Raw genomic sequence first — 23056 nt, 5'->3', positions numbered from 1 at the left:
GAACTCAGAACTCAAAATTCAGAACTCTTAACTTTTCATTTTATATATGAGAAAAAATTCGGATTTTTGTAAAAAAATGAATCACGAAACACTGCATTATTTTATTTCGTGCTGTAAATCCGATGTCAAAAAGAAATAACTTTTATTATTTATTCATCATTTCTTTACTTTTTTTCGCTTGTGGACAAGGAAACCGTGAGCGTTCAAAGATTCCGCCTACGCCATTTCAGACCGAAAGCATTCAAAACACAGCCTCTTTGGAAGCTTTGACTGATGCCATTCGTAGCAACCCAAGTGTAGCCGAAAATTATTATAAAAGATCTTTGATTTTACAAAAGATGGGTGATCTACAAAAGGCCTTAGAAGACATCAATCGAGCAGATAGATTAAAACAAAATACTGGTAAATATCTTTTTGTTAAAGCATTGATTCTCAGAGATTTAAAACAGTATAGAGAAGCTTTTGCTTTTGCTCAAAGTGCTGAGATTTTGAATGTTGATACACCAGAACTTTATACACTTTTAGGTGATTTATCTCAACAAAGAAATGACCTAAAGATTGCAGAACAATATTTAGCAAAGTCTTTGCAAATTGCTCCTTTTGATGGTGAAACATATTTTTATCAAGGCACTTTAGCAGCAAGAAAAGGTGATACTGCAACAGCTATTTTGAAAATGAATAAGGCGATTGATATGAAGCCTTCTTTTAAAATAGGTTATACTACTTTGACTGATATTTTGAAAAATCGCAGATTGTATGATTCTGCTTTAGCAGTAAATAGTAGTGCGATTCGTCAATTTCCTACAAATGCAGAATTTTTTGTAGATAGAGGATCGGTTTTTGCAAAATTTGGTCGATTAGATAGTGCTTTGGTATATTATGATAAAGCTTCATCAATGGATACTAAGCGAACAGATGCCTTGCTTTACTCTGCAACTGTTTATTTTCGTTGGAAAAATTATACAAAAGCATTAGAGTACTATGAAAAAGTATTAGATGCTAATCCTGAAACACCAAAAATAAATTATTTCATAGGCTTAACTTTTGAACAATTAGGACAATTTACAAAAGCAGAAGAGTTTTTAAGAGATGCCGTTGAAAAAGATGAAACCGATGACCAATCTGTGATTGCATTGAATAGAGTTACTGGGCAAATCAATTCTGCATTGGGTATTTATACGGCTCCAGTGCCTGTTCCTTCAAAGAAAACACCAACAGTTGCACCAAAACCAGTTATTGAAGAGCCTAAAAAGTTATTGGATACATCAAGAGTGCATGTAAATGTGATTGCACCAAAAAAACGTGTTAATATTAAAACAGATACAACAAGAAGATTAAAATTATAATTAGTTGACCAAATGATTAAAATTACTTTACCGGACGGAAGCGAAAGAGAATATCCAAAAGGAAGTTCGAGTTATGACATCGCCTTATCTATCAGCGAAGGGCTTGCAAGAAACGTATTGGCTGCAAAAGTAAATGGCAAAATACAAGATGCCAACTTGCCAATTGATACTGACTCAACCTTACAACTTTTGACGTGGAATGATACGGACGGAAAATCAACTTTTTGGCATTCATCTGCTCACTTAATGGCTGAAGCATTGGAAACGCTTTATCCAAAGGTCAAGTTTTGGGTAGGCCCACCACTTGAAAATGGTTTTTATTATGATGTGGACACGAATGGTGAAACCATTTCACATGATGATTTTAAGAAAATTGAGGATAAAATGCTCGAATTAGCACGTCAAAAGAATGATTATGTAAGAATTCCAATGGCGAAAGCCGATGCTATCAAATATTTTGAAGAAAAAGGTGATGAATATAAATTAGACCTACTTTCTAACTTAGAAGACGGTTCGATTACTTTCTATAAACAAGGAAATTTTACAGATTTGTGTCGTGGGCCTCATATTCCTAACACTGGGTTTATCAAAGCTGCAAAAATTATGAATGTGGCTGGAGCTTATTTCAAAGGCGACCAAAACAATAAAATGTTGACTCGAATTTATGGTATTACATTTCCAAAAGCCAAAGAATTAGAGGAATATTTGGTGCTTTTAGAAGAAGCTAAACGTCGTGATCACCGTAAATTAGGGCAAGAATTAGAACTTTTTACATTCTCAGAAAAAGTTGGAAAAGGTTTACCGCTTTGGTTACCCAAAGGGGCAATGTTGCGTGAAAGATTAGAAAATTTCCTTCGAAAAGCCCAAGTACGTGCGGGTTATCAACAAGTAGTTACGCCGCATATCGGTAGTAAACAACTCTATGTGACTTCTGGACACTGGGAAAAATATGGTAAAGATTCATTCCAACCAATCAGGACACCCGAAGAAGGAGAGGAGTTTATGTTGAAACCAATGAACTGTCCTCATCACTGTGAAATTTATGCCTCACGTCCAAGAAGTTATCGTGAATTGCCTTTGCGTTTGGCTGAATTTGGTACTGTTTATCGTTATGAACAAAGTGGTGAATTACATGGTTTAACACGTGTGCGTGGCTTTACACAAGATGATGCACATATTTTTTGTACAGATGATCAAGTTGAAAATGAATTCAAAAAAGTGATTGATTTGGTACTTTATGTATTCAACTCGCTTGGTTTTGAAGATTTTTCTGCACAAGTTTCTTTGCGTGATCCTGAAAATAAAACTAAATACTTTGGCTCAGATGAGGCTTGGGATAAAGCAGAAAATGCCATTAGAAGAGCGGCTGCTGAAAAGGGCTTAAAAACAGTTGAAGAATTAGGCGAAGCTGCTTTCTATGGCCCTAAACTTGATTTTATGGTGAAAGATGCTTTGGGAAGAAAATGGCAACTTGGAACTATTCAAGTTGATTATCAGTTACCTGACAGATTTGCTTTGGAATATATCGGCTCTGACAACCAAAAACACCGCCCTGTGATGATTCACCGAGCTCCGTTTGGTTCGATGGAAAGATTTATTGCAATTTTGATAGAAACTACTGCTGGAAATTTTCCGCTTTGGCTTTCACCCGACCAAATTGCTATTTTACCAATTTCAGAAAAATACGAAGATTATGCTAACGAATTATTCTTGACTCTTCAAGAACAAGATATCCGAGGCTTCGTTGATCACCGTGATGAAAAAATTGGTAGAAAAATCCGAGATGCAGAAGTAAATAAATTGCCACTAATGCTAATTGTAGGTGAGAAAGAGCAAGAAGAAGGAAAAGTTTCAGTTAGGAGAAAAGGAGAGGGTGATTTAGGCTCAATGACGATTGAAGAGTTTATCAATTACGCAAAAACTGAGATTAATAAGAATATTCCGCAGTTTAAATAGGTGTTAGGAATTAAGTATTAGGAGTTAGGTTGTCATTTTTTGAAAATAGTATTTATGATTTTAAGCAAAATGATTAAATCACTGTTTTTACCTCAATCCATTTTAACTAATTCCTAAAACCAAAAAAAACATTTGTTTTTGTAATTAAATAATATTACTTTCGTATAATTCAAATTTTTAGTAACCTTAAAATCGTTAAATGGCACAACAACCATTCAATCGTAATTTCAGAAGACCAGTACAGAAGGAAGACGAACATAGAATCAATCAAAGGATTCGTGCCGCACAAGTTCGTTTAGTAGGCGATAATGTAGAGCAAGGTATTTTTGATACCGCACAAGCTCTTGCTATGGCACAAGCACAAAGCCTTGACTTAGTTGAGATTGTACCTACGGCTACACCACCTGTTTGTAGAGTTGTAGATTATTCTAAGTTTAAATATGACCAAAAGAAAAAGCAAAAGGAAATAAAAGCCAAAGCTGCCAAAACCGTCATAAAAGAGATTAGATTCGGTCCACAAACCGATGACCATGATTTTGATTTTAAACTAAAACACGCCATCGGTTTCTTAAAGGAAAATGCAAAAGTGAAAGCTTATGTGCATTTTGTAGGAAGACAAATTGTTTTCAAAGACCAAGGTGTTGCATTATTGAAACGTTTTATTGCAGGATTGGAGGAATACGGCAAACCAGAAGGTGAATTGAAACTTGAAGGTAAGCGAATGATTGTATTTCTAGCTCCAAAACCTAAGAAATAAAAGTACTGATTTTTTTAGAGGGTGTGCTGTCATTAGCACACCCTTTTTTGCGTAACTTTTGTAAGAGGTAGTTCCTACTTCATTACTTCAATTCTCCAGTCAATTCCACTGAGTACTTTGTATTTTTCTGAGAAATTTCCCATATTTATTCCTAAAGATAAATTTAATAGGCTATTCATATAGCATAAATTATCTCCTTCTTTTACCTGTCCAAAAGTATTTTGATAAGGCATTTGTCCTTGATAAATCAGTTTGTCTTTTTCAAATATTTTTATTGAAAGTAGATCTCCAATGTTTACTTTTAAATTTGCTAAAGTTTTTGAGTCAATGTTTGTCCAAACATTTCCGTATTGAATATCTAAAACAGGTATTCCGCCCGAAACAATGCCGTTTTCATACTTTGGCTTTGGGTATTGTAGCATAACTAATTGATTATTAGCTATTTGATTACCAACTTCTTCATAAGTAATTACTCCTGAGGCTAATTTTGCCCCTGAGTAGGCAAAAACATCACGACCAAAAAAAGTATATGAATTTTGTGAATTTGGCAAACGATTGGCCGAAGAGATTTCTCTGACTTCTGCAATACCTTCATTTTCAGCAACTAAAGTAAATAATCCATTATCTGGGCCAACATAATAATGATTGGCTTTGGTTTTTAAAATAATTGATTTTCGTGCAGTTCCAACGCCAGGATCTACAACACACACAAAGACAGTCCCTGCTGCCCAATAGGGTGCTGTTTGTTGTAAACGAAATGCACCTTCCCAAATATTGTAGGCCGGAATTTCGTGAGTTAGGTCATGTATGATTACTGATGGTGATAAATTGAGTGCAACACCTTTCATGGCAGCTACTGCACCATCTTTTATTCCAAAATCAGTCATGAATACTAATGAACCTGTTTGTCTTTTATTCATAGCGTAAAAGACTGATAGTGAGGCTATTATGAAGATACTTAGTAATGTTATGATAACTTTCCGTGACATAGTTTTGAAAAGGTTTGATTTTATATGATGCAAAATAACAAGGTTACGGCTTGAAAATTGTATTTTTGTAGGAATTTTATTCGCTCATTCAAGCATTCACTCATTCAAAATTAGTATATGTCGGAGTTCAACCATCGTGAAATTGAAAAAAAATGGCAAAAGTTCTGGGAAGAAAATGGAACTTACAAAGTAGAAATTGACCATTCAAAGCCAAAATATTATGTGCTTGACATGTTTCCCTATCCTTCGGGTGCAGGCTTACATGTTGGTCATCCTTTGGGCTATATCGCTACGGATATTTATTCAAGATATAAACGTTTAAAAGGGTTTAATGTTCTTCACCCAATGGGTTTTGATTCATTTGGACTCCCAGCTGAGCAATATGCCATTCAAACTGGTCAACATCCTGCTATAACCACCGAGAGTAATATTACAACTTATATCAGTCAGTTGAAAAAAATTGGCTTTTGCTATGATTGGAGTAGAAAAGTTCGTACTTCTGACCCAAAATATTACAAATGGACACAGTGGATTTTCATGGAATTGTTCAATTCTTGGTACAATAAAGATACGGATAAAGCAGAAGCCATTGAAACTTTATACGAAAAATTTGAACAAAATGGAACATTTGGCGTAAAAGCCGTGAGTGGAGACGATGTGCAGCGTTTTACTGCTGATGAATGGAAAGGCTTTACCGAAACTGAAAAATATAAGATTTCATTAGATTATCGTTTAACTTATCTTTCTGATGCGGTGGTAAACTTTTGTCCTGCATTGGGCATGGTTTTGTCGAATGATGAAGTGAAAGATGGTGTTTCTGAAAGAGGTGGTTACCCAGTAATTCAGAAAAAAATGAAACAATGGGTAATGAGAATAACGGCTTATGCCGATCGACTCATCAGTGGTTTGGATTTGGTTGATTGGTCAGATTCATTGAAAGAACAACAAAAAAACTGGATTGGCCGCTCGGTAGGAGCAATGGTTCAATTTGCTCTTGAGAGTAATAAGACAACTAAAATTGAAGTTTTTACTACTCGTGTTGATACAATTTATGGTGTTTCATTCATGGTTTTAGCCCCTGAGCATGAATTGGTTGCTTCATTGACAACTCCCGAACAGAAAGAAAGTGTTGAAAATTATATTTCAGAAACCCAAAAACGCTCTGAACTTGACCGTATGTCAGATGTAAGAACGGTTTCGGGAGCATTTACTGGTAGTTATTGTATTAATCCATTTAGTGGTGAAAAAGTGCCTATTTGGATTGCAGATTATGTATTGGCAGGGTATGGAACTGGTGCTGTGATGGGTGTGCCATCAGGTGACCAACGTGACTGGAATTTTGCTACGCATTTTAATTTACCTATTATACAAATACTTGATAGTCAAACAGATATTGAAACACAGGCTGATGCGACCAAAGAAGGGAAATATGTCAATTCGGGCATGATAAATGGTTTGGGATATAAAGAAGCCACAGCGAAACTAATAAATTGGTTAGAAGAAAAAGGAATTGGTAAAGGAAAAGTTAATTATCGCTTGCGTGATGCAGTTTTTGCACGTCAACGTTATTGGGGCGAACCTGTGCCTGTTTTCTTTAAAGATGGGCTTCCTTATTTAATTGACAAAGAAGATTTACCATTAGTTTTACCCGAAATTGATAAATATTTACCAACGGAAGACGGTGAACCGCCTTTAGGAAGAGCAGAAGGCTGGAATTATAAAGGAAACGAATATGAACTAAGCACTATGCCAGGTTGGGCAGGTAGTAGTTGGTATTGGTTTAGATACATGGATGCTCATAATGACCAAGAATTTGCTTCAAAAGAAGCAATTGATTATTGGCAAAATGTAGATTTATATTTAGGTGGAACCGAACACGCCACTGGTCACTTGTTGTATAGCCGTTTTTGGAATAAATTCTTGAAAGATAGAGGTTATGTACCACAAGAAGAATATGCAATGAAACTCATTAATCAGGGAATGATTATGGGAAGAAGTAGTTTTGTTTATCGATTGAAAGATACAGATAAAGTAACTTTTGTATCTTATGGATTGAAAGATAAATATGAAACAACCAAGCTTCATGTTGATGTAAACATCGTTGAAAATGATGTTTTAGATATTGAAAAATTCAAAGAAACAAGAAATGATATTGGTGATGACCCTCAATTTATTTTGGAGGATGGGAAATATATTTGTGGCTCTGAAGTTGAAAAAATGTCAAAATCTAAGTACAATGTCGTAAATCCTGATACAATTGTTGAGAAATATGGGGCTGATACTTTCAGATTATACGAAATGTTTTTAGGGCCATTGACTGAAAGTAAGCCGTGGGATACTCGTGGGATTGAAGGGACATATCGTTTTGTACGTAAATTATGGCGTTTGTTTTATGACCAAAATGGTAAATATTTGGTCGTAGATGCCGAGCCAACCAAAGAAGAATTAAAAGCATTACATAAAACAATCAAGAAAGTTTCGGAAGATATTGAGGCATTTTCTTTTAATACTTCAGTAAGTTCATTTATGATTTGTGTCAATGAATTATCTGATTTAAAGTGCCATAAAAAAGCGATTCTTGAAAAATTAGTTGTGATTCTTTCTCCTTATGCACCGCACGTAACCGAGGAGTTATGGCAAATTTTGGGTAATTCAGATAGTATCACTACGCAAGAATTTCCAATATTTGATGCTAAACATTTAGTTGAAGATTCATTTGAATATCCCATTCAAGTGAATGGTAAAGTGCGTGCAACGCTCAATTTTCCTGCTGATATGAGCAAAGAAGAAATCGAAAAGTTGGTGATGGAAAATGAATTAGTTTTAAAATGGCTGGAAGGAGTAACGCCGAAAAAGATAATTGTTGTTCCGAAGCGTATTGTTAATGTGGTTATTTAAAAGTTTAAAAGAGTAGCATTTTGTAAAAGATGCTACTCTTTATTTTACTGCCATATTGCAACAAAATTTTAAACAATGTTAGTAAAATTGAAGTATATATTTATCTTTTTATTTTTCCCTACCTTTATATTTTCACAATCACCTACCATCAAATTGACCTTAGTTGCAAGTGGATTTGGTGGAATTTTTGATATTGCTACTGCAAAAGATGATCGTTTGTTTATTGTAGATAGTACGAAGGTCAAAATTTTGTTGGCGGGACAAACAGTTTCAGAGCCTTTTATTGATTTAAAAACAAAGGCTTCTTGGATAATGGCTTTGGCATTTCATCCTGATTATACTGCAAATGGTTATTTTTATGTGAAATATATGGCACTTGATAATAGTTGTGTCATTTCAAGGTTTTCTAAAGATGTCTCCAATGAAAACTTAGGGGATGTAAATTCTGAAACAGTGATATTTAGTTACCCTGATAATACTGGACACCAAGGTGGTGATTTAGAATTTGGCAAAGATGGCTTTTTATATACAACTACTGGTGACGGAGCTTCGGGTGCAAGAGATACCCCTGGAGATGAATATAGAAATGCTCAAAATTTGAGTTCTTTTAAAGGAAAAATGTTAAGGCTGGATGTAGATGCACCTAATTATATTCCTTTCACAAATCCTTATCAATCTCCTGATGATGGAATTCCTGATGCAATTATTGGTTTAGGTTTGAGAAACCCTTGGAAATTTTCATTTGATAGACAAACAGGCGATATATGGATTGGTGATGTTGGACAAGATAGTTATGAAGAAGTAGATTTTGTCCCTTACGGAACATTTGAAAGGAGAAACTATGGTTGGAGCTGTTATGAGGGAAATATGTTGCATTTAAGTCAAAATTGCCCTTCCAATACCATTGATTTAGTTTTTCCAATAACAACTTTTGAAGGCTACCTTTTTAATGGAAATCTACCAGCATCTGTCACAGGAGGTTATGTTTATCGAGGAAAGAAATATCCCTCTTTAAATGGGTTTTATTGCTATGCAGATTATAATTCGGGTAGATTTTGGTTGCTGAAAAGATTGCCTAATAATGAAATAAGTAATGATCTAAAGGGAGTTTTGATGTCAAATCCAACCACCTTTGGAGAAGATAACAATGGAGAATTATACGTCGCAACTTTCGATAAAATTTATCAAATTGTGGCTTGTGGTACAGAGGATAACCTAACAGTGAATAGCCCGATTTCATCCTCAACTTATTATTTGGCATTGAATTCGATTCAGAGTTCTGCTCAAATTTTAAATTCAGCCAATGTATTTTTCAGTGCCAATAAAAAAATTGAACTTAATCCAGGTTTTAAAACTGAAAGTGGCGTTGTTTTTTATGCACAAATGGATGGTTGTCAGTAAAATGAAAATTATAAATATATTTGTTCTCGAAAACAAACAAATATGGGCGAAGCATCATTGAAATACCATTATTCAATTGAAGAATATCTTGAAATTGAAAAGAGTTCTTTAGAAAGATATGAATACCATGCAGGAGAAATCTTTGCTATGGCAGGAGGGACACTTAATCATAGTTTATTGTCAAGTAACATTGGAGGAAGTCTTAGAGAATCTATTAAGAGAAAAGGTAAATCGTGTAGAACTTATAATAGTGATGCAAAAATTGCAGTTTCAGATGAAAAGTTTGTTTATTCTGATACTTTTGTTGTTTGTGGAAAAACTGAAACTTTTCCAGAAATGCCACATGCTGCAAAAAATCCTATTTTAATTGTTGAGGTTTTATCTGAATCAACTGCTTTATATGACCGTGAAGGAAAATTTCAAGATTACCAAAAAATAACTACTTTTCGAGAGTATATCTTAGTTTCACAAGATAAAGTTTTAGTTGAAGTTTTTTATAAACCAGAAGACGTATCTTTTTTGCAATATCGCTCTTACAGAAACTTAAATGAAACCATTGAAATAAAATCATTAGATATTGAAGTTTCATTAAATGATATTTACTTGGACTGGGAAATTTGATGTTGAATTTATAAAAAAAAGCCCTTTTCAATAAAGAAAAGGGCTTTTTTAGTGTTTTATCAAAAATTATTTCTTTCTAACACTCACTGCAATTCTGCGATTTTGTGAACGTCCTTCTTCTGTATCATTTGAAGCAACTGAGTGTTGCTCTCCATATCCTTCAGACTCCAAGCGTTTTGCATCAGTTCCCAACGTAACTAACGCTGCTTTAACAGCAGCAGCACGATCACTTGAAAGTTTAAGATTAGCAGCGTCATCACCAGTATTGTCAGTATATCCACCAACTTTGATGTTTACAGCTGGAAATTCTTTTAAAATTTCAGAGATATTTTTTACTTCGTTCAACGATGTTGAATCAATTACCGCACTTCCTGAAGCAAAGTTTAACGCTTTAAAATTGAACCAATTATCTTTTCCAGCTTCTGAATCTGACTCAATAAATTTAATTAATTGGTCTTCGATACCACCTTCCAAAAAGTTTAATGTTACTCCTGATGATAATTGTTTATTAATGCTTACTGGCATTGCTGCCTCAACAATCGCAGGGGCAGCTTCCATTGTTGCAACATCACCAGATTTTACTGCGATATAAGGGGCAATCACCAAAGAAACAATTGACATCAATTTAATCAAAATGTTCATTGATGGGCCAGAAGTATCTTTAAATGGATCACCAACTGTATCACCAGTTACGGCAGCTTTGTGTGGGTCAGAACCTTTTTTATGTTTAACACCATCTATCATTACACCTTTTTCAAATGATTTTTTAGCATTATCCCATGCACCACCTGCATTTGATTGAAAAATACCCATCAAAACTCCCGATACAGTTACACCTGCTAATAAACCACCTAAAATCTCAGGTGATGATGTATCTGCAAAAACACCTTTGAAACCAAATCCAACTAAAACTGGCGTAACCAAAGCAATAGCACCTGGCAAAATCATTTGTTTGATTGATGCTTCTGTTGATATAGCCACACATTTTTCGTATTCTGGTTCAGTTTTGTATTCCATGATTCCTGGAATTTCACGGAATTGACGACGAACCTCATTTACCATTTCCATAGCTGCTTTACCAACTGCTGAAATACACAAGGCACTGAAAATGAATGGTATCATACCACCTACAAATAAACCAGCTAAAACAGGGGCTTTGTAAATATCAATCGAGCTAATTCCTGCAATACCAACGAATGCAGCAAACAAAGCCAATGAAGTCAATGCAGCGGAAGCAATCGCAAATCCTTTACCAGTCGCAGCAGTAGTATTACCAACAGCATCCAAGTTGTCTGTACGCTCACGTACTTCTGATGGTAATTGTGACATTTCAGCAATACCACCTGCATTATCAGCAATTGGGCCAAAAGCATCGATTGCTAATTGCATGGCAGTAGTAGCCATCATACCTGCAGCAGCGATTGAAACACCATAAAGACCAGCGAAATAATAAGAGAAAATAATACCAGCAGCTAAAGTCAAAATTGGCAAAACAGTAGATTCCATACCAACCGCCAAACCACCAATAATATTTGTGGCATGTCCTGTACCAGATTTTTCAATAATTGATAAAACTGGACGTTTACCCATGGCAGTATAATATTCAGTGATGATTGACATCAACGCACCAACTATCAAACCAACAACGATAGACATAAATACACCATTTGACGTAAATTCATGTCCACGCAATGAAAGTGTTTCTGGTAAAATATTTTTTACTAAGAAATAAGAAGCAATAAAAGTAATGATTACTGAAGCCCAGTTTCCAAGATTCAAAGCTGCTTGAACAGATGAAGTTTCAGATTTGATTCTAACAAAAAATGTTGAAACCAGAGAAGCAATTAAACCAACGGCAGCAATCAACATCGGTAATAAAACTGGTGAAAAACCACCATAATTATCTGAAACATTGATTTCTTGACCTAAAACCATTGTTGCTAAAATAGTGGCAACATAAGATCCAAATAAATCGGCACCCATACCAGCTACATCACCCACGTTATCACCCACGTTATCAGCGATAGTTGCAGGGTTACGAACATCATCTTCTGGGATTCCAGCTTCAACTTTACCTACCAAGTCAGCACCAACATCGGCTGCTTTGGTATAAATACCACCACCCACACGAGCAAAAAGAGCGATTGATTCAGCACCTAAAGAAAAACCAGCTAAAACTTCAATAGCAATACGCATATTTTCTGAAGTTAAAGCCTCGCCTTTTGCAAAATAGTTATAAAATATGATGAATAATAAACTTAGACCTAAAACAGCTAAACCAGCTACGCCCATTCCCATTACTGAACCACCCGTAAATGAAACTTTAAGAGCTTGAGACAAAGATGTGCGAGCTGCTTGTGCAGTACGAACATTGGCTTTAGTAGCGATTTTCATACCCACATATCCTGCAAAGGCTGAAAATAATGCACCAATTAAAAATGCAATTGAGATAATCCAAGAAGATTTGTCAGTTGAAGAACCCAACCAAGCTAAAAGAATAGCAGTAGGTATAGCAAAATAAGCTAAAATTTTCCATTCTGCTTTTAAAAAGGCAATTGCTCCATCGGCAATATAGCCTGAAAGTTTTTGCATATTTGCATCTCCAGCAGGTTGTTTTGTTACCCAGTTGAATCGCCAAGCAGTGTAAAGTAAGCCAATGATTCCACAAAGAGGAACAAGGTAAATAATCATTGAATCCATAAGTATTTTATTTGAGTTTAGTTTTACTAATTTAAAAAGTTTGCAAATTTAGGATAATTGTAGTTCTGATAAAAGTTTAAATTAAATTTTAGTATTTTAGGTATAAATTTTTATCATTTATTCAAGATTTTTTATCGAATAGAGCTAATTATTGCATCCATTTACGATAGAAGCAGAGAAAATACTATTTCCACTTACACTAAATCCAGGTTTTAACATAACTGTTTGAAAACCTTTATAGGAAATTTTGGCAGGTGTTTGTATTGTATTGGAGGCAGTAATATTTTTACCAACAAAGGTTTGCTGACTATCTGGACTGATTTCATCATTGATTGTAATATTACTTTGTGGCGATTCAAAAGAAATTGTATTTGAATTAATAGGTGTACATCCTGTCCAATCATGATGACAATAAGCATAATAGCTTATAGGTGTTGTGGGCGTTACTAAAATCGACTGGCCATTTTGTGCATTATTCCAAGTGATGATATTTGACGAACAACCAATACTTAGTAAAAGATATGTTTGATTAGCACACAAGCTTATAGGACTTGTCAATGGTGGTGTATTGCCTATGATAACACTTTCGGTTTTGTTATTAGCATCAAAAATGACAGTTTCATTGTTGGCAGTTGTCATAAATGCAATATTTTGATTATTAACTAAATTTTTAAAATGAATATCATTTATTAGACTTAAAGAAATAGGATAAGCATATACTAATGGAACAGGTTTGGTAATGAATTTTGTAGCAACTCTATCACTCGGACATAAACCATCACATTGTGCCTGAGCATAAAAAGTTTGAGTACCAACATTACTTGTTGAGATAGCAGTGTATTCAATTCCAGAAGCGAGCAAATTGCCACTGAGATTGCTATCCCACCAAGTAATTTTTGATGCTTGATTTGGACTATCAGTACTGAGAGTCAATGAAAAGCCTTGTACACAAAGAGGGTCAACAAAACCATCATCTTCGGGCAATAAAGTCCAAGTACCAATGGGGACTTCATTGATAAATGTTGCTAATGGTTGATTCGGAGCAAAAGTTCCTGATATTGGAAGTGAATTTTCAAGAATAGTAGCAGCAGCATCTTGGAAAATAGTTGTGACAATTCCTGAGGTGGTTGTTCCTTTGGCGTAAGTACTATTAGCAAGCAGTGTAATAATCGTTCCATTAGGAGATTTTAATTTGAAGGAAATTTCTTCATTATATGGAATACCTCCTCCGTCTGAAATATCACAGGTATTTTCGTTGCCACTGTCTTTTTTCTGCCACGTAATTGATACTTTTACATTTGCGACTTTCCCTCCCAAATTCCCGACATTTACTGTTGGGTTTTCACCACTTTTCTCAAAACCATCATAACCCACAGTAGGGCCTGCATAACTATAAATTGTTGGTCCTCCAAAATTACAATTGATAGCAGTAGCCTTTAAACCATTACCAGAAATAACTTTACTACAATAAGGCATTTCTTTATTTGTAACAGTAGGTATAGATGTAATTAACTGATTATAAGTAACGTTAATAGCATTAGAAATGATGTTACACTCTCCTTTGGAAATAATTACTTTATAATTCCCCTCAGCTATGGCAGTTAAACTACTACTTGTGTTAGCTTGATTAATCCCATCTTTGAGCCATACATAGCTATAACCTATACCAGTATTCGCATTGAGTTGAACCGATTCACCTTTACAAATATATGTCGAGCTGTTGGCGGTAATTGTCGCAGATGATACCCCCCCGTTAGGGCAAGCAATTGCTCTAAAAAGATTGATTCTCCCCATTCCTAAAAGTCCTGCTTGTGTAGAATTTTGTTCGTCTATATTATCGGCAGTCGTTTTTAGTAAATTTTCAACTTGGGTGGGAGTTAATAATGGATAACAAGACCAAATATAACCTAATGCACTTGAAACAAGTGGTGTTGACATGGAAGTTCCACTAAAAGAAGCATAAGAATCATAAGGAATTGTACTTAAAATTCCACGTCCAGGAGCTGAAATATCAACCCAAGTTCCAAAATTTGAAAATGAACTTTTTTTATCATCTGTTTCAGTACTTGCTACTGCAATTACATTAGTGTATGCAGAAGGGTAATGTTCTACTGATGTATTTTCATTTCCAGCTGCTGCCACAATCAATATCCCTTTTGATGCGGCATAGTTGATAACGTCTTGTTCGGCTTGGGAATAACCAGCTCCACCCCAAGACAAACTAATGATTTTGGCACCGTTATCAGCTGCCCAAGTGATACCTTCATAACCATGATAAATATTATTTGAAGTCCCAGCATCTGGCGTTGCTTTAACGGGCAAAATCTTGATTCGGTTATTACTTGCTGATGCAATACCAATGGCATTATTGCTAACAGCACTTAAAATTCCTGCAACATGCGTTCCATGACTGAATGTTTCATTTGGTGGATTGGGGTCATTATCACCATCAGAAACATCTTTGCCTGCAAGCATATTTGCTTGTAAATCGGCATGATTGGTTTGGATAGCATTATCAACCACAGCAACAATGACATCATTCAGACCTGAATTAATATTCCAAGCCTCAAAGGCCCTTATTTTTGAAAGTGACCATTGCGAACCAACATTTGGGTCATTAGGAGTGGAGATGATAGAACGCAATCTAACTTTTTCAACGTAATCAATCGAACTCTCATTTTTTAATTGTTTGATAATCTCATCTATTTTTTCAGGATCTGTTACTTTTAAACGATATATTTTTTGAAGATTTTCAGATTCTTTGGTAAAAAATGATTTTTTCGTTTCGTTTAGGACAAGCTCTTTCGCATATTTTTGTAAAAAAGGCAATTCGGTAGAGAAATTTACCAGTTTGGTCGAATTGGTTGGTGGTTTTTGTTTGACTTTTATGTAAATTTCACCGTCAATAAAATCTTTATTAATTTTCTGACCAAATATTGTGTTAGAAATCAATAAAAGTCCAACTATAAATAAATACTTGTTTTTCATAAAATTTATCTTTCAATCTATTATCCTGTAAATTTCCTAAAAATGAAGAAATATTTTGTTTTTTTCTTATTTATTTATTCCACGGTTGCCTACGCACAAACCAAACAAATGAATACTGGCGAAATTCTTCAAGCCATGAAACGCCTCAATGTGGTTGGAAACGTATTATATGTAGCTGCTCATCCTGACGATGAAAATACCCTCTTTATTACATGGCTTTCCAAAGAAAAAATGGTGCGAGCTGGATATATAGCCATGACACGTGGTGATGGAGGACAAAATTTGGTTGGCTCTGAGCAAGGAGAATATGTTGGGCTTTTAAGAACTCATGAGTTATTAGGGGCAAGAAGCATTGATGGTGGTGAACAATATTTCACGCGTGCCAATGATTTTGGATTCACCAAAACTACTGATGAAGCTTTGACAACTTGGGGAAAAGACCAAATATTAGCAGATTTGGTTTGGAGAATTCGTAATTTTCAGCCTGACATCATTGTCAACCGCTTTCCACCTGATGCTCGTGCTGGTCATGGTCATCATTCAGCATCAGCAGTTTTATCAGAAGAAGCTTTTAAGGCTGCTGCTGACCCCAATCGTTTTCCTGAGCAATTAGCTTATGTCAAGCCGTGGCAAGCAAAACGATTGGTTTGGAATTCATTCTCACCTAATTTTCAGAATAATCAACCTGAAGGAAGTTATATTAAAATACCGCTGGGTGATTATAATCCTTTATTGGGTAAATCTTACACTGAAATAGCAGCAGAGGCACGTAGTATGCACAAAAGCCAAGGATTTGGTTCGGCCAAAACTAAAAATCAACGTGCTGATTATGCTTTACACAAAGCTGGCGATGAAGCCAAAAATGATTTGTTTGATGGTATTGATTTATCTTGGAAGAGAATCAATGGGGGTGAGAAAATTGAGAGAATGGTCAATGATATTTACAATAACTTTAAAGCTCAAAATCCTTCTGCTTCTGTTCCAGCATTGATTGAAGTATCTAATGCCATTTCGGCTTTAGATGAGAATGTATGGACAACTTATAAGAAAAAAGAAGTTCAAGAGTTAATTATTGCCTGTGCTGGGCTTTGGTTTGAAGCAAATCCTGTTGACTATTCTGTGTCGCCTAACGATAAAATTAAGGTCAATATCAATGTTGTAAGTAGAAGCAATGCTAATATTACGCTTGAAAAACTGACTTTTAGAGCGACCAAACAAGATACTATAATCAATAAAAAATTGGTTTATAATGATGGGTTGAATATTTCTTATGATTTACAAATTCCTGCGAATCAGCCAATCACTCAACCATATTGGTTGGAGGAAAAGAAAGAAAATGGTTTTTATAAAGTAAAAGACCAACTTTTGAGAGGTTTACCCATGAAACCTGCTGATTTGGTTTGTGAATATACGATGAAAATTGAGGGGAAAAACTTTACATTTCAAACGCCTTTAACCTACAAATTTGTGGAACCATCGGATGGAGAAATTTATCGTTATTTTGAAGTTCGCCCAGAAGTTACTGCTACCATTGCTGAAAAAGTTTATTCATTTGCAGATAATTCACCAAAAGAAGTGGTAGTAACCTTAAAAGCGGGTAAAAAAGGAGTGAATGGTACGGTTTCTTTAGAAGTGCCAAGTTCATGGAAAGTTGAGCCAGCAACCATAAATTTTGAGCTAAAAGATAAATATGAAGAGAAAAAGGTAACATTTAAAGTTTTTCCGTCAGCAACTGCCTCAGAAATTACTTTGAAAGCCATCGCAAAAACTTCAAATGGCACTTATAATCGTGGTATCGCTTCAATCGAATATAAACATGTACCGACTTTAACTCTTTTCCCATTTTCAGAAGCGAAAGCTTTACGCATTGATTTGAAAAAGAAAGGAACAAAAATTGGTTATATTGCAGGTGCAGGTGATGAAGTCCCTGCTGCTTTACAACAAATTGGCTATCAAGTTACCATGCTTACTCCAGTCGAATTAGCTAAAGATTTATCGCAGTTTGATGCCATTATTGTTGGTGTACGTGCCTATAATACGGAAGAACATTTGAAGTTTTTTCAAGAAAAATTGATGGAATATGTCAATAATGGTGGAAATGTTGTGACGCAATATCAAACCAATGCTTTTTATGGTGTTTCAAAAGTAAAAGAAATCGGGCCATATCCTTTTGCAATTGGCAGAGGCCGAGTGACAGATGAAAATGCAGAAATGAAAATTATTAAACCCGAACATCCATTGCTTAATACCCCTAATAAAATCACAGCCAAAGACTTTGAAGGTTGGGTACAGGAGCGTGGTCTTTACTTTTCTGACAAATGGAGTGATAAATATGAAACAATTTTTTCAATAAAAGATGCCAATGAAACCGAACAAGAAGGCAGTTTACTTTATGCAAAATATGGCAAAGGAAATTTTGTTTTCACTGGATTAGCATTTTTTAGAGAGTTACCAGCAGGTGTACCGGGAGCATACCGCCTCTTTGCCAACATGATTTCGGTAGGGAAATAAATTTAAAAATAATATTTGTTCTAATTATTGAGAAATTTAAAACTGTAAAATGGAAAAGCCGAGTTCGCTCGGCTTTTTTGTTTCTTTTTTTATTATCACATAAAATATATATTTCATCACCATTAAAATTCCTTTCATAACATTTTATTGTTACTAAAATTTCATAATTTTAATTTTGAATAAAATATTATTTGGCAAAGCAACATTCGTACAAAATCTTGCACCAGCAAATATTCTTATTACACCTTCAATTACTTATCAAACTAACAAACCCAAACCTTTATGCAGCTAATTATTTCCAATCTTAACAAAACTTACAGTAATGGTGTACATGCCTTAAAAGATGTAAATCTTACGATTAATCAAGGTATGTTTGGTCTTTTGGGGCCAAATGGAGCAGGTAAATCATCATTGATGCGAACCATTGCCACACTTCAAGAACCTGATAGTGGTTCAATTTTTCTCGGTGAAATTAATGTTTTGACACAAAAAGATGAGATTAGAAAAACTTTAGGGTATTTGCCTCAAGAATTTGGTGTTTATCCAAAAGTTGATGCTACAACTTTACTTAATCATTTAGCAGTTTTGAAAGGAATTACGAATGCTGGTGAGCGAAAAGCTGTGGTTGAAGCATTGTTGCAAAAAACCAATTTGTGGGATGCTCGTAAGAAGAATTTGGGTGGATATTCGGGTGGAATGAAACAGCGTTTTGGCATAGCACAAGCACTTTTAGCGAATCCTAAATTAATTATTGTGGATGAACCCACAGCAGGACTTGACCCAGCCGAACGTAATCGTTTTTTGAATTTGCTATCTGAACTTGGCGAAAATACTGTCGTTATTCTCTCAACCCATATTGTTGAAGATGTAAAAGAATTATGTTCAGATATGGCAATTTTTAATAAGGGTGAAATTCTTTTTAAAGGTAGCCCAGATGAGGCTTTGAAAGAAATTGTTGGTAAAATTTGGCAAAAACGTATCAATAAGGCCGAATTAAGTGATTATAAAAAGAATTTTAAAGTGATTTCTGAAAAGCTCATCGGTGGAAATCCTTTGATACATATAATTTCAGATACCAATCCTGATGGTACTTTTGAAGCTGTCGAAGGGGATTTGGAAGATGTTTATTTCTCGAAAATATTTACTAACGCTTAAACCTAAGAAAAACCATGCTCAAAGAAATACTTAGGTTTGAATTTTCATATCGAAAAAATCGACCTGCTACGTATATTTATTTCGGAATTTTATTCCTGTTATGTTTTGCTGCGGTTACTTCAAAATACATAGTCATTGGTGGTGTTGCTGGTGGTCAAATCAAAGAAAATTCGCCTTACAATTTGGGTTTCATGACCATCATTATGACCTTCTTTTTCACTTTTATTTGCTCTGCCATTATGGGTGTGGCAGTTTTGCGAGATTTTGAACACAAAACGGAGTCATTGATGTTCAGTACTACAATGTCTAAATTCGATTATTTATTTGGCCGTTTTTTGGGTTCGTTTATCGTCATGGTTTTGATTTACTGTTCAATTTGGCTGGCATTTATGACAGGTTTTGCCATCGGAAAGTATTTGCCATGGGATCCATCTTGGGCTGATAAAACAATGTTGCCTTTTGACGCTTGGGCGTATTTTCAACCATTTATTGTTTGGGGAATCACAAATTTATTCATTCAAGGAGCCATCTTTTTCGCTGCTGGAGCATTAAGCCGCTCAACAATTGTCATTTACACACAAGGAATAATTCTCTTCGTTCTTTACCAAGTTTCAGATACGCTTTTGAGCGATATTGATAACAAAACACTCTCAGCCATGCTCGACCCATTTGGTGTGCGTGCATTTACAATTTTTACAGAATATTGGACTCCTGCTCAGAAAAATAGCCAAATTGTGCCATTAGAAGGTATTTTGGTTTGGAATCGATTGGCTTGGTTAGGTTTTGCTTTGTTGGTTTTGGGGGGAACTTACTTTGCTTTTAGTTTTAATGTTGTTCGTAGCAGTTTATTCAAGAAAAAAGCAGTCAAAGAAGTAAAGGAAAAAATTAACCCTGAATTAGTCAAAATTCCTGCGGTACATCAATATACAGGATTTGCCACTAATCTTGCTCAACTTTGGAAACAAGCTATTTTTTATGGCAAAATGGTGGTGAGAGAAGTGCCTTTTATCGCCATTATTTTTGTTGGAATAATGGATTTGATTGTGAGTTCATTTTATTTTCAGAAAATGTATGGTACAAGTTCATATCCAATCACTGCCAATGTGCTGGGACTACTCAATGGTTTCGACATGTATTTTTTAATAATAGCAGTTTTTTATTCAGGAGAATTAATTTGGAAAGAAAGAGTAACCAATATGCACTTGATTGTTGATGCCACTCCTGTGCCTGATTGGGTAAATTTACTTGCAAAATTCATAGGAATGTTGCTTGTTTATATTGGTTTATTGTTGATACTTATTTTGGGAGGAGTCATTGTGCAAGCAGCACATGGTTATTTCAATTTTGAATTGTCGCTTTATTTCAAAACCCTTTTTACAAGCACTTTAGCATTTTTAGTGCTTTATACGCTACTTGCCTTCTTTGTTCAAGTAATGGCAAACAACAAGTTTATAGGTTTTGCCATGATGTTTGTCTTCTTTTTGACTACTTTTTTTCTTGGAGCGGCAGGGATTCAGCATCCATTAATTATGTTTGGTTCGGGAAGTTTACGTGATTATTCTGATATGAATAAATACGGACATTTCATCACGACTTTCTCGTGGCTCAAATTTTATTGGTTGATGTTGGTCATTTTCTTATTTGTTGTGTCAGTAATTTTATCAGTTCGTGGTTCGGAAGCGTTACTCAAAACTCGTCTAAAAGTTGGTAAACTTCGCCTTACTCGACCAATTCTCACTTTTGCCATTTTTTCTTTTTTAGCTTTTATTGGTGCTGGTTGTTATGTTTTTTATAATACTAATCAAATCAATAAATACGAATCTCGTGAGGCTCGTGAAGATAAGCAAGTAGCTTATGAAAAGACTTTGAAGAAGTTTGAAAATATTCCTCAGCCCAAAATCATTGACGTAAATTTGAATGTCGAAATTTATCCTCTTGAGCGAGATTTTACAGCAGAAGGCTATTTTTGGTTGAAAAATAAAACAACAAAAACCATAGCTGATGTCCATATTCAGAATGACGTTGCCCACAACATGAAACTCGAATATTTGAAGTTTGATGGCGGTGCAAAAGCAAATAAACAGTATGAAAAATACGGTTATACGATTTATACTTTGACAAAACCACTCGCACCAAATGACTCAGTAAAAATGTCATTCAAGACAAAATTCGAGACAAAAGGCTTTGTAGCGGGTCAGTCAAATACTGATGTGGTTTATAATGGTACATTCTTCAATAACCTCTATTTTCCTACAATAGGCTACAATGATAGTTATGAAATTAGCGATGATGATACTCGAAGAGGAAAGAAATTGCCTGAAAAAGAACGCATGATGGAGCAAAATAACCCTGTTGGCTTATCACAAAGTTTGTTTGGTGATGATGCAGATTATATTCGTTTTGAGATGAAAATTGGTACAGAAAAAGATCAAATTGCTATAGCTCCAGGCTATTTACAAAAAACTTGGGAAGAAAATGGCCGTAAATACTTTCATTACAAAATGGATGTTCCGATGTGTGATTTTTATTCAATTGTTTCGGCAAAATATGAGGTCAAAAAAGATAAATGGGTTGGAGCAAATGGGAATACAATTAACCTTGAAATTTATTATAACAAAGGGCATGAATATAACTTGGAAAAAATGATGTCCTCGATGAAATCATCTTTTGATTATTTCTCGAAAAATTTCAGCCCTTATCAATATCGACAAATGCGAATCATGGAGTTTCCAAAATATCAGGAATTTGCCCAGTCATTTGCTAATACCGTTCCGTTTTCAGAAGGTATTGGTTTTATTCAAAAAATTGCCGACCCAGAAGAAGATTTGGATATGCCATTTTATGTAACTGCTCACGAATTAGGACATCAATGGTGGGGACATCAGGTGGCAGAAGCCAATGTAAAAGGCAATGCTATGCTTTCTGAAACACAAGCTCAATATTCGGCATTAATGGTAATGAAACATGCCGTAAAGCCTGAATTGATGCAAAAATTCTTGAAATATGAACTAAATAGCTATTTAAGAGGTCGTTCGAGCGAGCGTAAAAAAGAGCAACCGCTCAACTTAGTTGAATCACAAGGGTACATTCATTATCGCAAAGGTTCTGTGGTAATGTATGCTTTGCAAGATTATATTGGTGAAGAAAAAGTTAATTTAGCCTTGCGGAATTTCTTGAAAGATTGGCAATATCCAGGCCCAGATTCTAAAAATAAACGTTATCCAACCAGCAATGATTTGCTGAAATATTTCAAAGAACAAACACCTGATTCTTTGAAGCACATCATCACAGATATGTTTGAAACCATCACTTTGTTTGAAAATAAAGCCGATAATGTGAGCTATAAGCAGCTAAAAGACAAAACTTATGAGGTTACAATCAAAACCATAAGTGAGAAATTTAGAGCGGATAGTTCGGGCAATGAAAAATCTATTGCTATCAATGATTGGATCGATGTTGGTGTTTATGGAAAAGATGCCAAAGGCCAAGATAAATTGTTGTATTTGCAAAAACGAAAAATTTCCAAAAAAGAAAATACCTTTACAATAATCGTAAAAGAAGAACCCAAAAAAGCAGGAATTGACCCAATCAATAAGCTAATTGACCGACATTCGGAAGATAATACGAAACCTGCAACCAAAGCAGAGGGAGTTTAGACTCAAGGTGAATTCTTGACGGAGAGGTAAGAATACATTTTTGTATTTTTACCTCTTTTTTATAGTAAGGAATTTTAA

12 protein-coding genes are annotated in these 23056 nt (G+C 35.0%); 9 read left to right on the top strand and 3 right to left on the bottom strand.

Features of this window, described 5'->3' with window-relative positions; all coding sequences use genetic code 11:
• The first annotated feature begins 122 nt into the window (after window positions 1-122).
• The 3 genes from ACQUQZ_RS11720 (at window position 123) to infC (ending at window position 4059) form a co-directional block, all read left to right on the top strand.
• Window positions 123-1346 (top strand): tetratricopeptide repeat protein, encoded by a 1224-nt coding sequence (locus tag ACQUQZ_RS11720; protein WP_435355118.1) that lies wholly within the window; start codon window positions 123-125, stop codon window positions 1344-1346.
• Between the two features lie 12 nt (window positions 1347-1358).
• The gene (thrS, locus tag ACQUQZ_RS11715) at window positions 1359-3302 is read left to right on the top strand and encodes a threonine--tRNA ligase (protein ID WP_435355117.1); all 1944 of its coding nucleotides are present in this window, start codon (window positions 1359-1361) and stop codon (window positions 3300-3302) included.
• A 199-nt stretch (window positions 3303-3501) separates the two neighbouring features.
• Window positions 3502-4059: a translation initiation factor IF-3 gene (infC, locus tag ACQUQZ_RS11710; protein WP_238805467.1), complete on the top strand. Its 558-nt coding sequence runs from the start codon at window positions 3502-3504 to the stop codon at window positions 4057-4059.
• A gap of 74 nt (window positions 4060-4133) precedes the next feature.
• On the opposite strand, the gene ACQUQZ_RS11705 is transcribed toward infC, so the two are convergent.
• Window positions 4134-4979 (bottom strand): SAM hydrolase/SAM-dependent halogenase family protein, encoded by an 846-nt coding sequence (locus ACQUQZ_RS11705; RefSeq protein WP_435355116.1) that lies wholly within the window; start codon window positions 4977-4979, stop codon window positions 4134-4136.
• Window positions 4980-5165: 186 nt separating this feature from the next.
• Between ACQUQZ_RS11705 and leuS the strand changes: the two genes are divergently transcribed.
• From leuS to ACQUQZ_RS11690, 3 genes are all read left to right on the top strand, one after another.
• Window positions 5166-7946 (top strand): leucine--tRNA ligase, encoded by a 2781-nt coding sequence (leuS, locus tag ACQUQZ_RS11700; RefSeq protein ID WP_435355115.1) that lies wholly within the window; start codon window positions 5166-5168, stop codon window positions 7944-7946.
• A gap of 153 nt (window positions 7947-8099) precedes the next feature.
• Entirely contained in the window at window positions 8100-9347 is a 1248-nt protein-coding gene (locus ACQUQZ_RS11695) for a PQQ-dependent sugar dehydrogenase (RefSeq protein WP_435355114.1), read from the top strand.
• Between the two features lie 42 nt (window positions 9348-9389).
• Window positions 9390-9968 carry a Uma2 family endonuclease gene (locus tag ACQUQZ_RS11690; RefSeq protein ID WP_435355113.1) on the top strand — a complete coding sequence of 193 codons (579 nt, stop codon included), beginning with the start codon at window positions 9390-9392 and terminating at the stop codon, window positions 9966-9968.
• A 66-nt stretch (window positions 9969-10034) separates the two neighbouring features.
• Here ACQUQZ_RS11690 and ACQUQZ_RS11685 read toward each other — a convergent pair whose 3' ends face one another.
• On the bottom strand, window positions 10035-12659 hold the full coding sequence (locus tag ACQUQZ_RS11685) for a sodium-translocating pyrophosphatase (protein WP_435355112.1): 2625 nt from the start codon (window positions 12657-12659) through the stop codon (window positions 10035-10037).
• Window positions 12660-12812: 153 nt separating this feature from the next.
• Window positions 12813-15656, bottom strand: a complete 2844-nt coding sequence (locus ACQUQZ_RS11680) for a S8 family serine peptidase (RefSeq protein ID WP_435355111.1) — start codon at window positions 15654-15656, stop codon at window positions 12813-12815.
• Window positions 15657-15698: 42 nt separating this feature from the next.
• On the opposite strand from ACQUQZ_RS11680, the gene ACQUQZ_RS11675 reads away from it, so the two are divergent.
• From ACQUQZ_RS11675 to ACQUQZ_RS11665, 3 genes are all read left to right on the top strand, one after another.
• Window positions 15699-18167, top strand: a complete 2469-nt coding sequence (locus tag ACQUQZ_RS11675) for a PIG-L family deacetylase (RefSeq protein WP_435355110.1) — start codon at window positions 15699-15701, stop codon at window positions 18165-18167.
• 282 nt (window positions 18168-18449) lie between these two features.
• Window positions 18450-19322, top strand: a complete 873-nt coding sequence (locus tag ACQUQZ_RS11670; protein WP_435355109.1) for an ABC transporter ATP-binding protein — start codon at window positions 18450-18452, stop codon at window positions 19320-19322.
• 14 nt (window positions 19323-19336) lie between these two features.
• On the top strand, window positions 19337-22978 hold the full coding sequence (locus ACQUQZ_RS11665) for a M1 family aminopeptidase (protein ID WP_435355108.1): 3642 nt from the start codon (window positions 19337-19339) through the stop codon (window positions 22976-22978).
• The last annotated feature ends 78 nt before the right edge of the window (window positions 22979-23056 follow it).

The organism is Emticicia sp. SJ17W-69, from assembly GCF_051209875.1.
Taxonomy (GTDB): domain Bacteria; phylum Bacteroidota; class Bacteroidia; order Cytophagales; family Spirosomataceae; genus Emticicia.
Note: the sequence above shows the minus strand (reverse complement) of the source record. Positions and strands in the feature narration are given on the sequence as shown.

Bases quoted from the DNA above. Each gene is read 5' to 3' on its own strand.
- ACQUQZ_RS11685 (WP_435355112.1), bottom strand. From the start codon at position 12,659: ATGATTATTTACCTTGTTCCTCTTTGTGGAATCATTGGCTTACTTTAC.
- ACQUQZ_RS11720 (WP_435355118.1), top strand. From the start codon at position 123: ATGTCAAAAAGAAATAACTTTTATTATTTATTCATCATTTCTTTACTT.
- ACQUQZ_RS11690 (WP_435355113.1), top strand. From the start codon at position 9,390: ATGGGCGAAGCATCATTGAAATACCATTATTCAATTGAAGAATATCTT.
- ACQUQZ_RS11670 (WP_435355109.1), top strand. From the start codon at position 18,450: ATGCAGCTAATTATTTCCAATCTTAACAAAACTTACAGTAATGGTGTA.
- infC (WP_238805467.1), top strand. From the start codon at position 3,502: ATGGCACAACAACCATTCAATCGTAATTTCAGAAGACCAGTACAGAAG.
- ACQUQZ_RS11705 (WP_435355116.1), bottom strand. From the start codon at position 4,979: ATGAATAAAAGACAAACAGGTTCATTAGTATTCATGACTGATTTTGGA.
- ACQUQZ_RS11665 (WP_435355108.1), top strand. From the start codon at position 19,337: ATGCTCAAAGAAATACTTAGGTTTGAATTTTCATATCGAAAAAATCGA.
- leuS (WP_435355115.1), top strand. From the start codon at position 5,166: ATGTCGGAGTTCAACCATCGTGAAATTGAAAAAAAATGGCAAAAGTTC.
- ACQUQZ_RS11675 (WP_435355110.1), top strand. From the start codon at position 15,699: ATGAAGAAATATTTTGTTTTTTTCTTATTTATTTATTCCACGGTTGCC.
- thrS (WP_435355117.1), top strand. From the start codon at position 1,359: ATGATTAAAATTACTTTACCGGACGGAAGCGAAAGAGAATATCCAAAA.
- ACQUQZ_RS11680 (WP_435355111.1), bottom strand. From the start codon at position 15,656: ATGAAAAACAAGTATTTATTTATAGTTGGACTTTTATTGATTTCTAAC.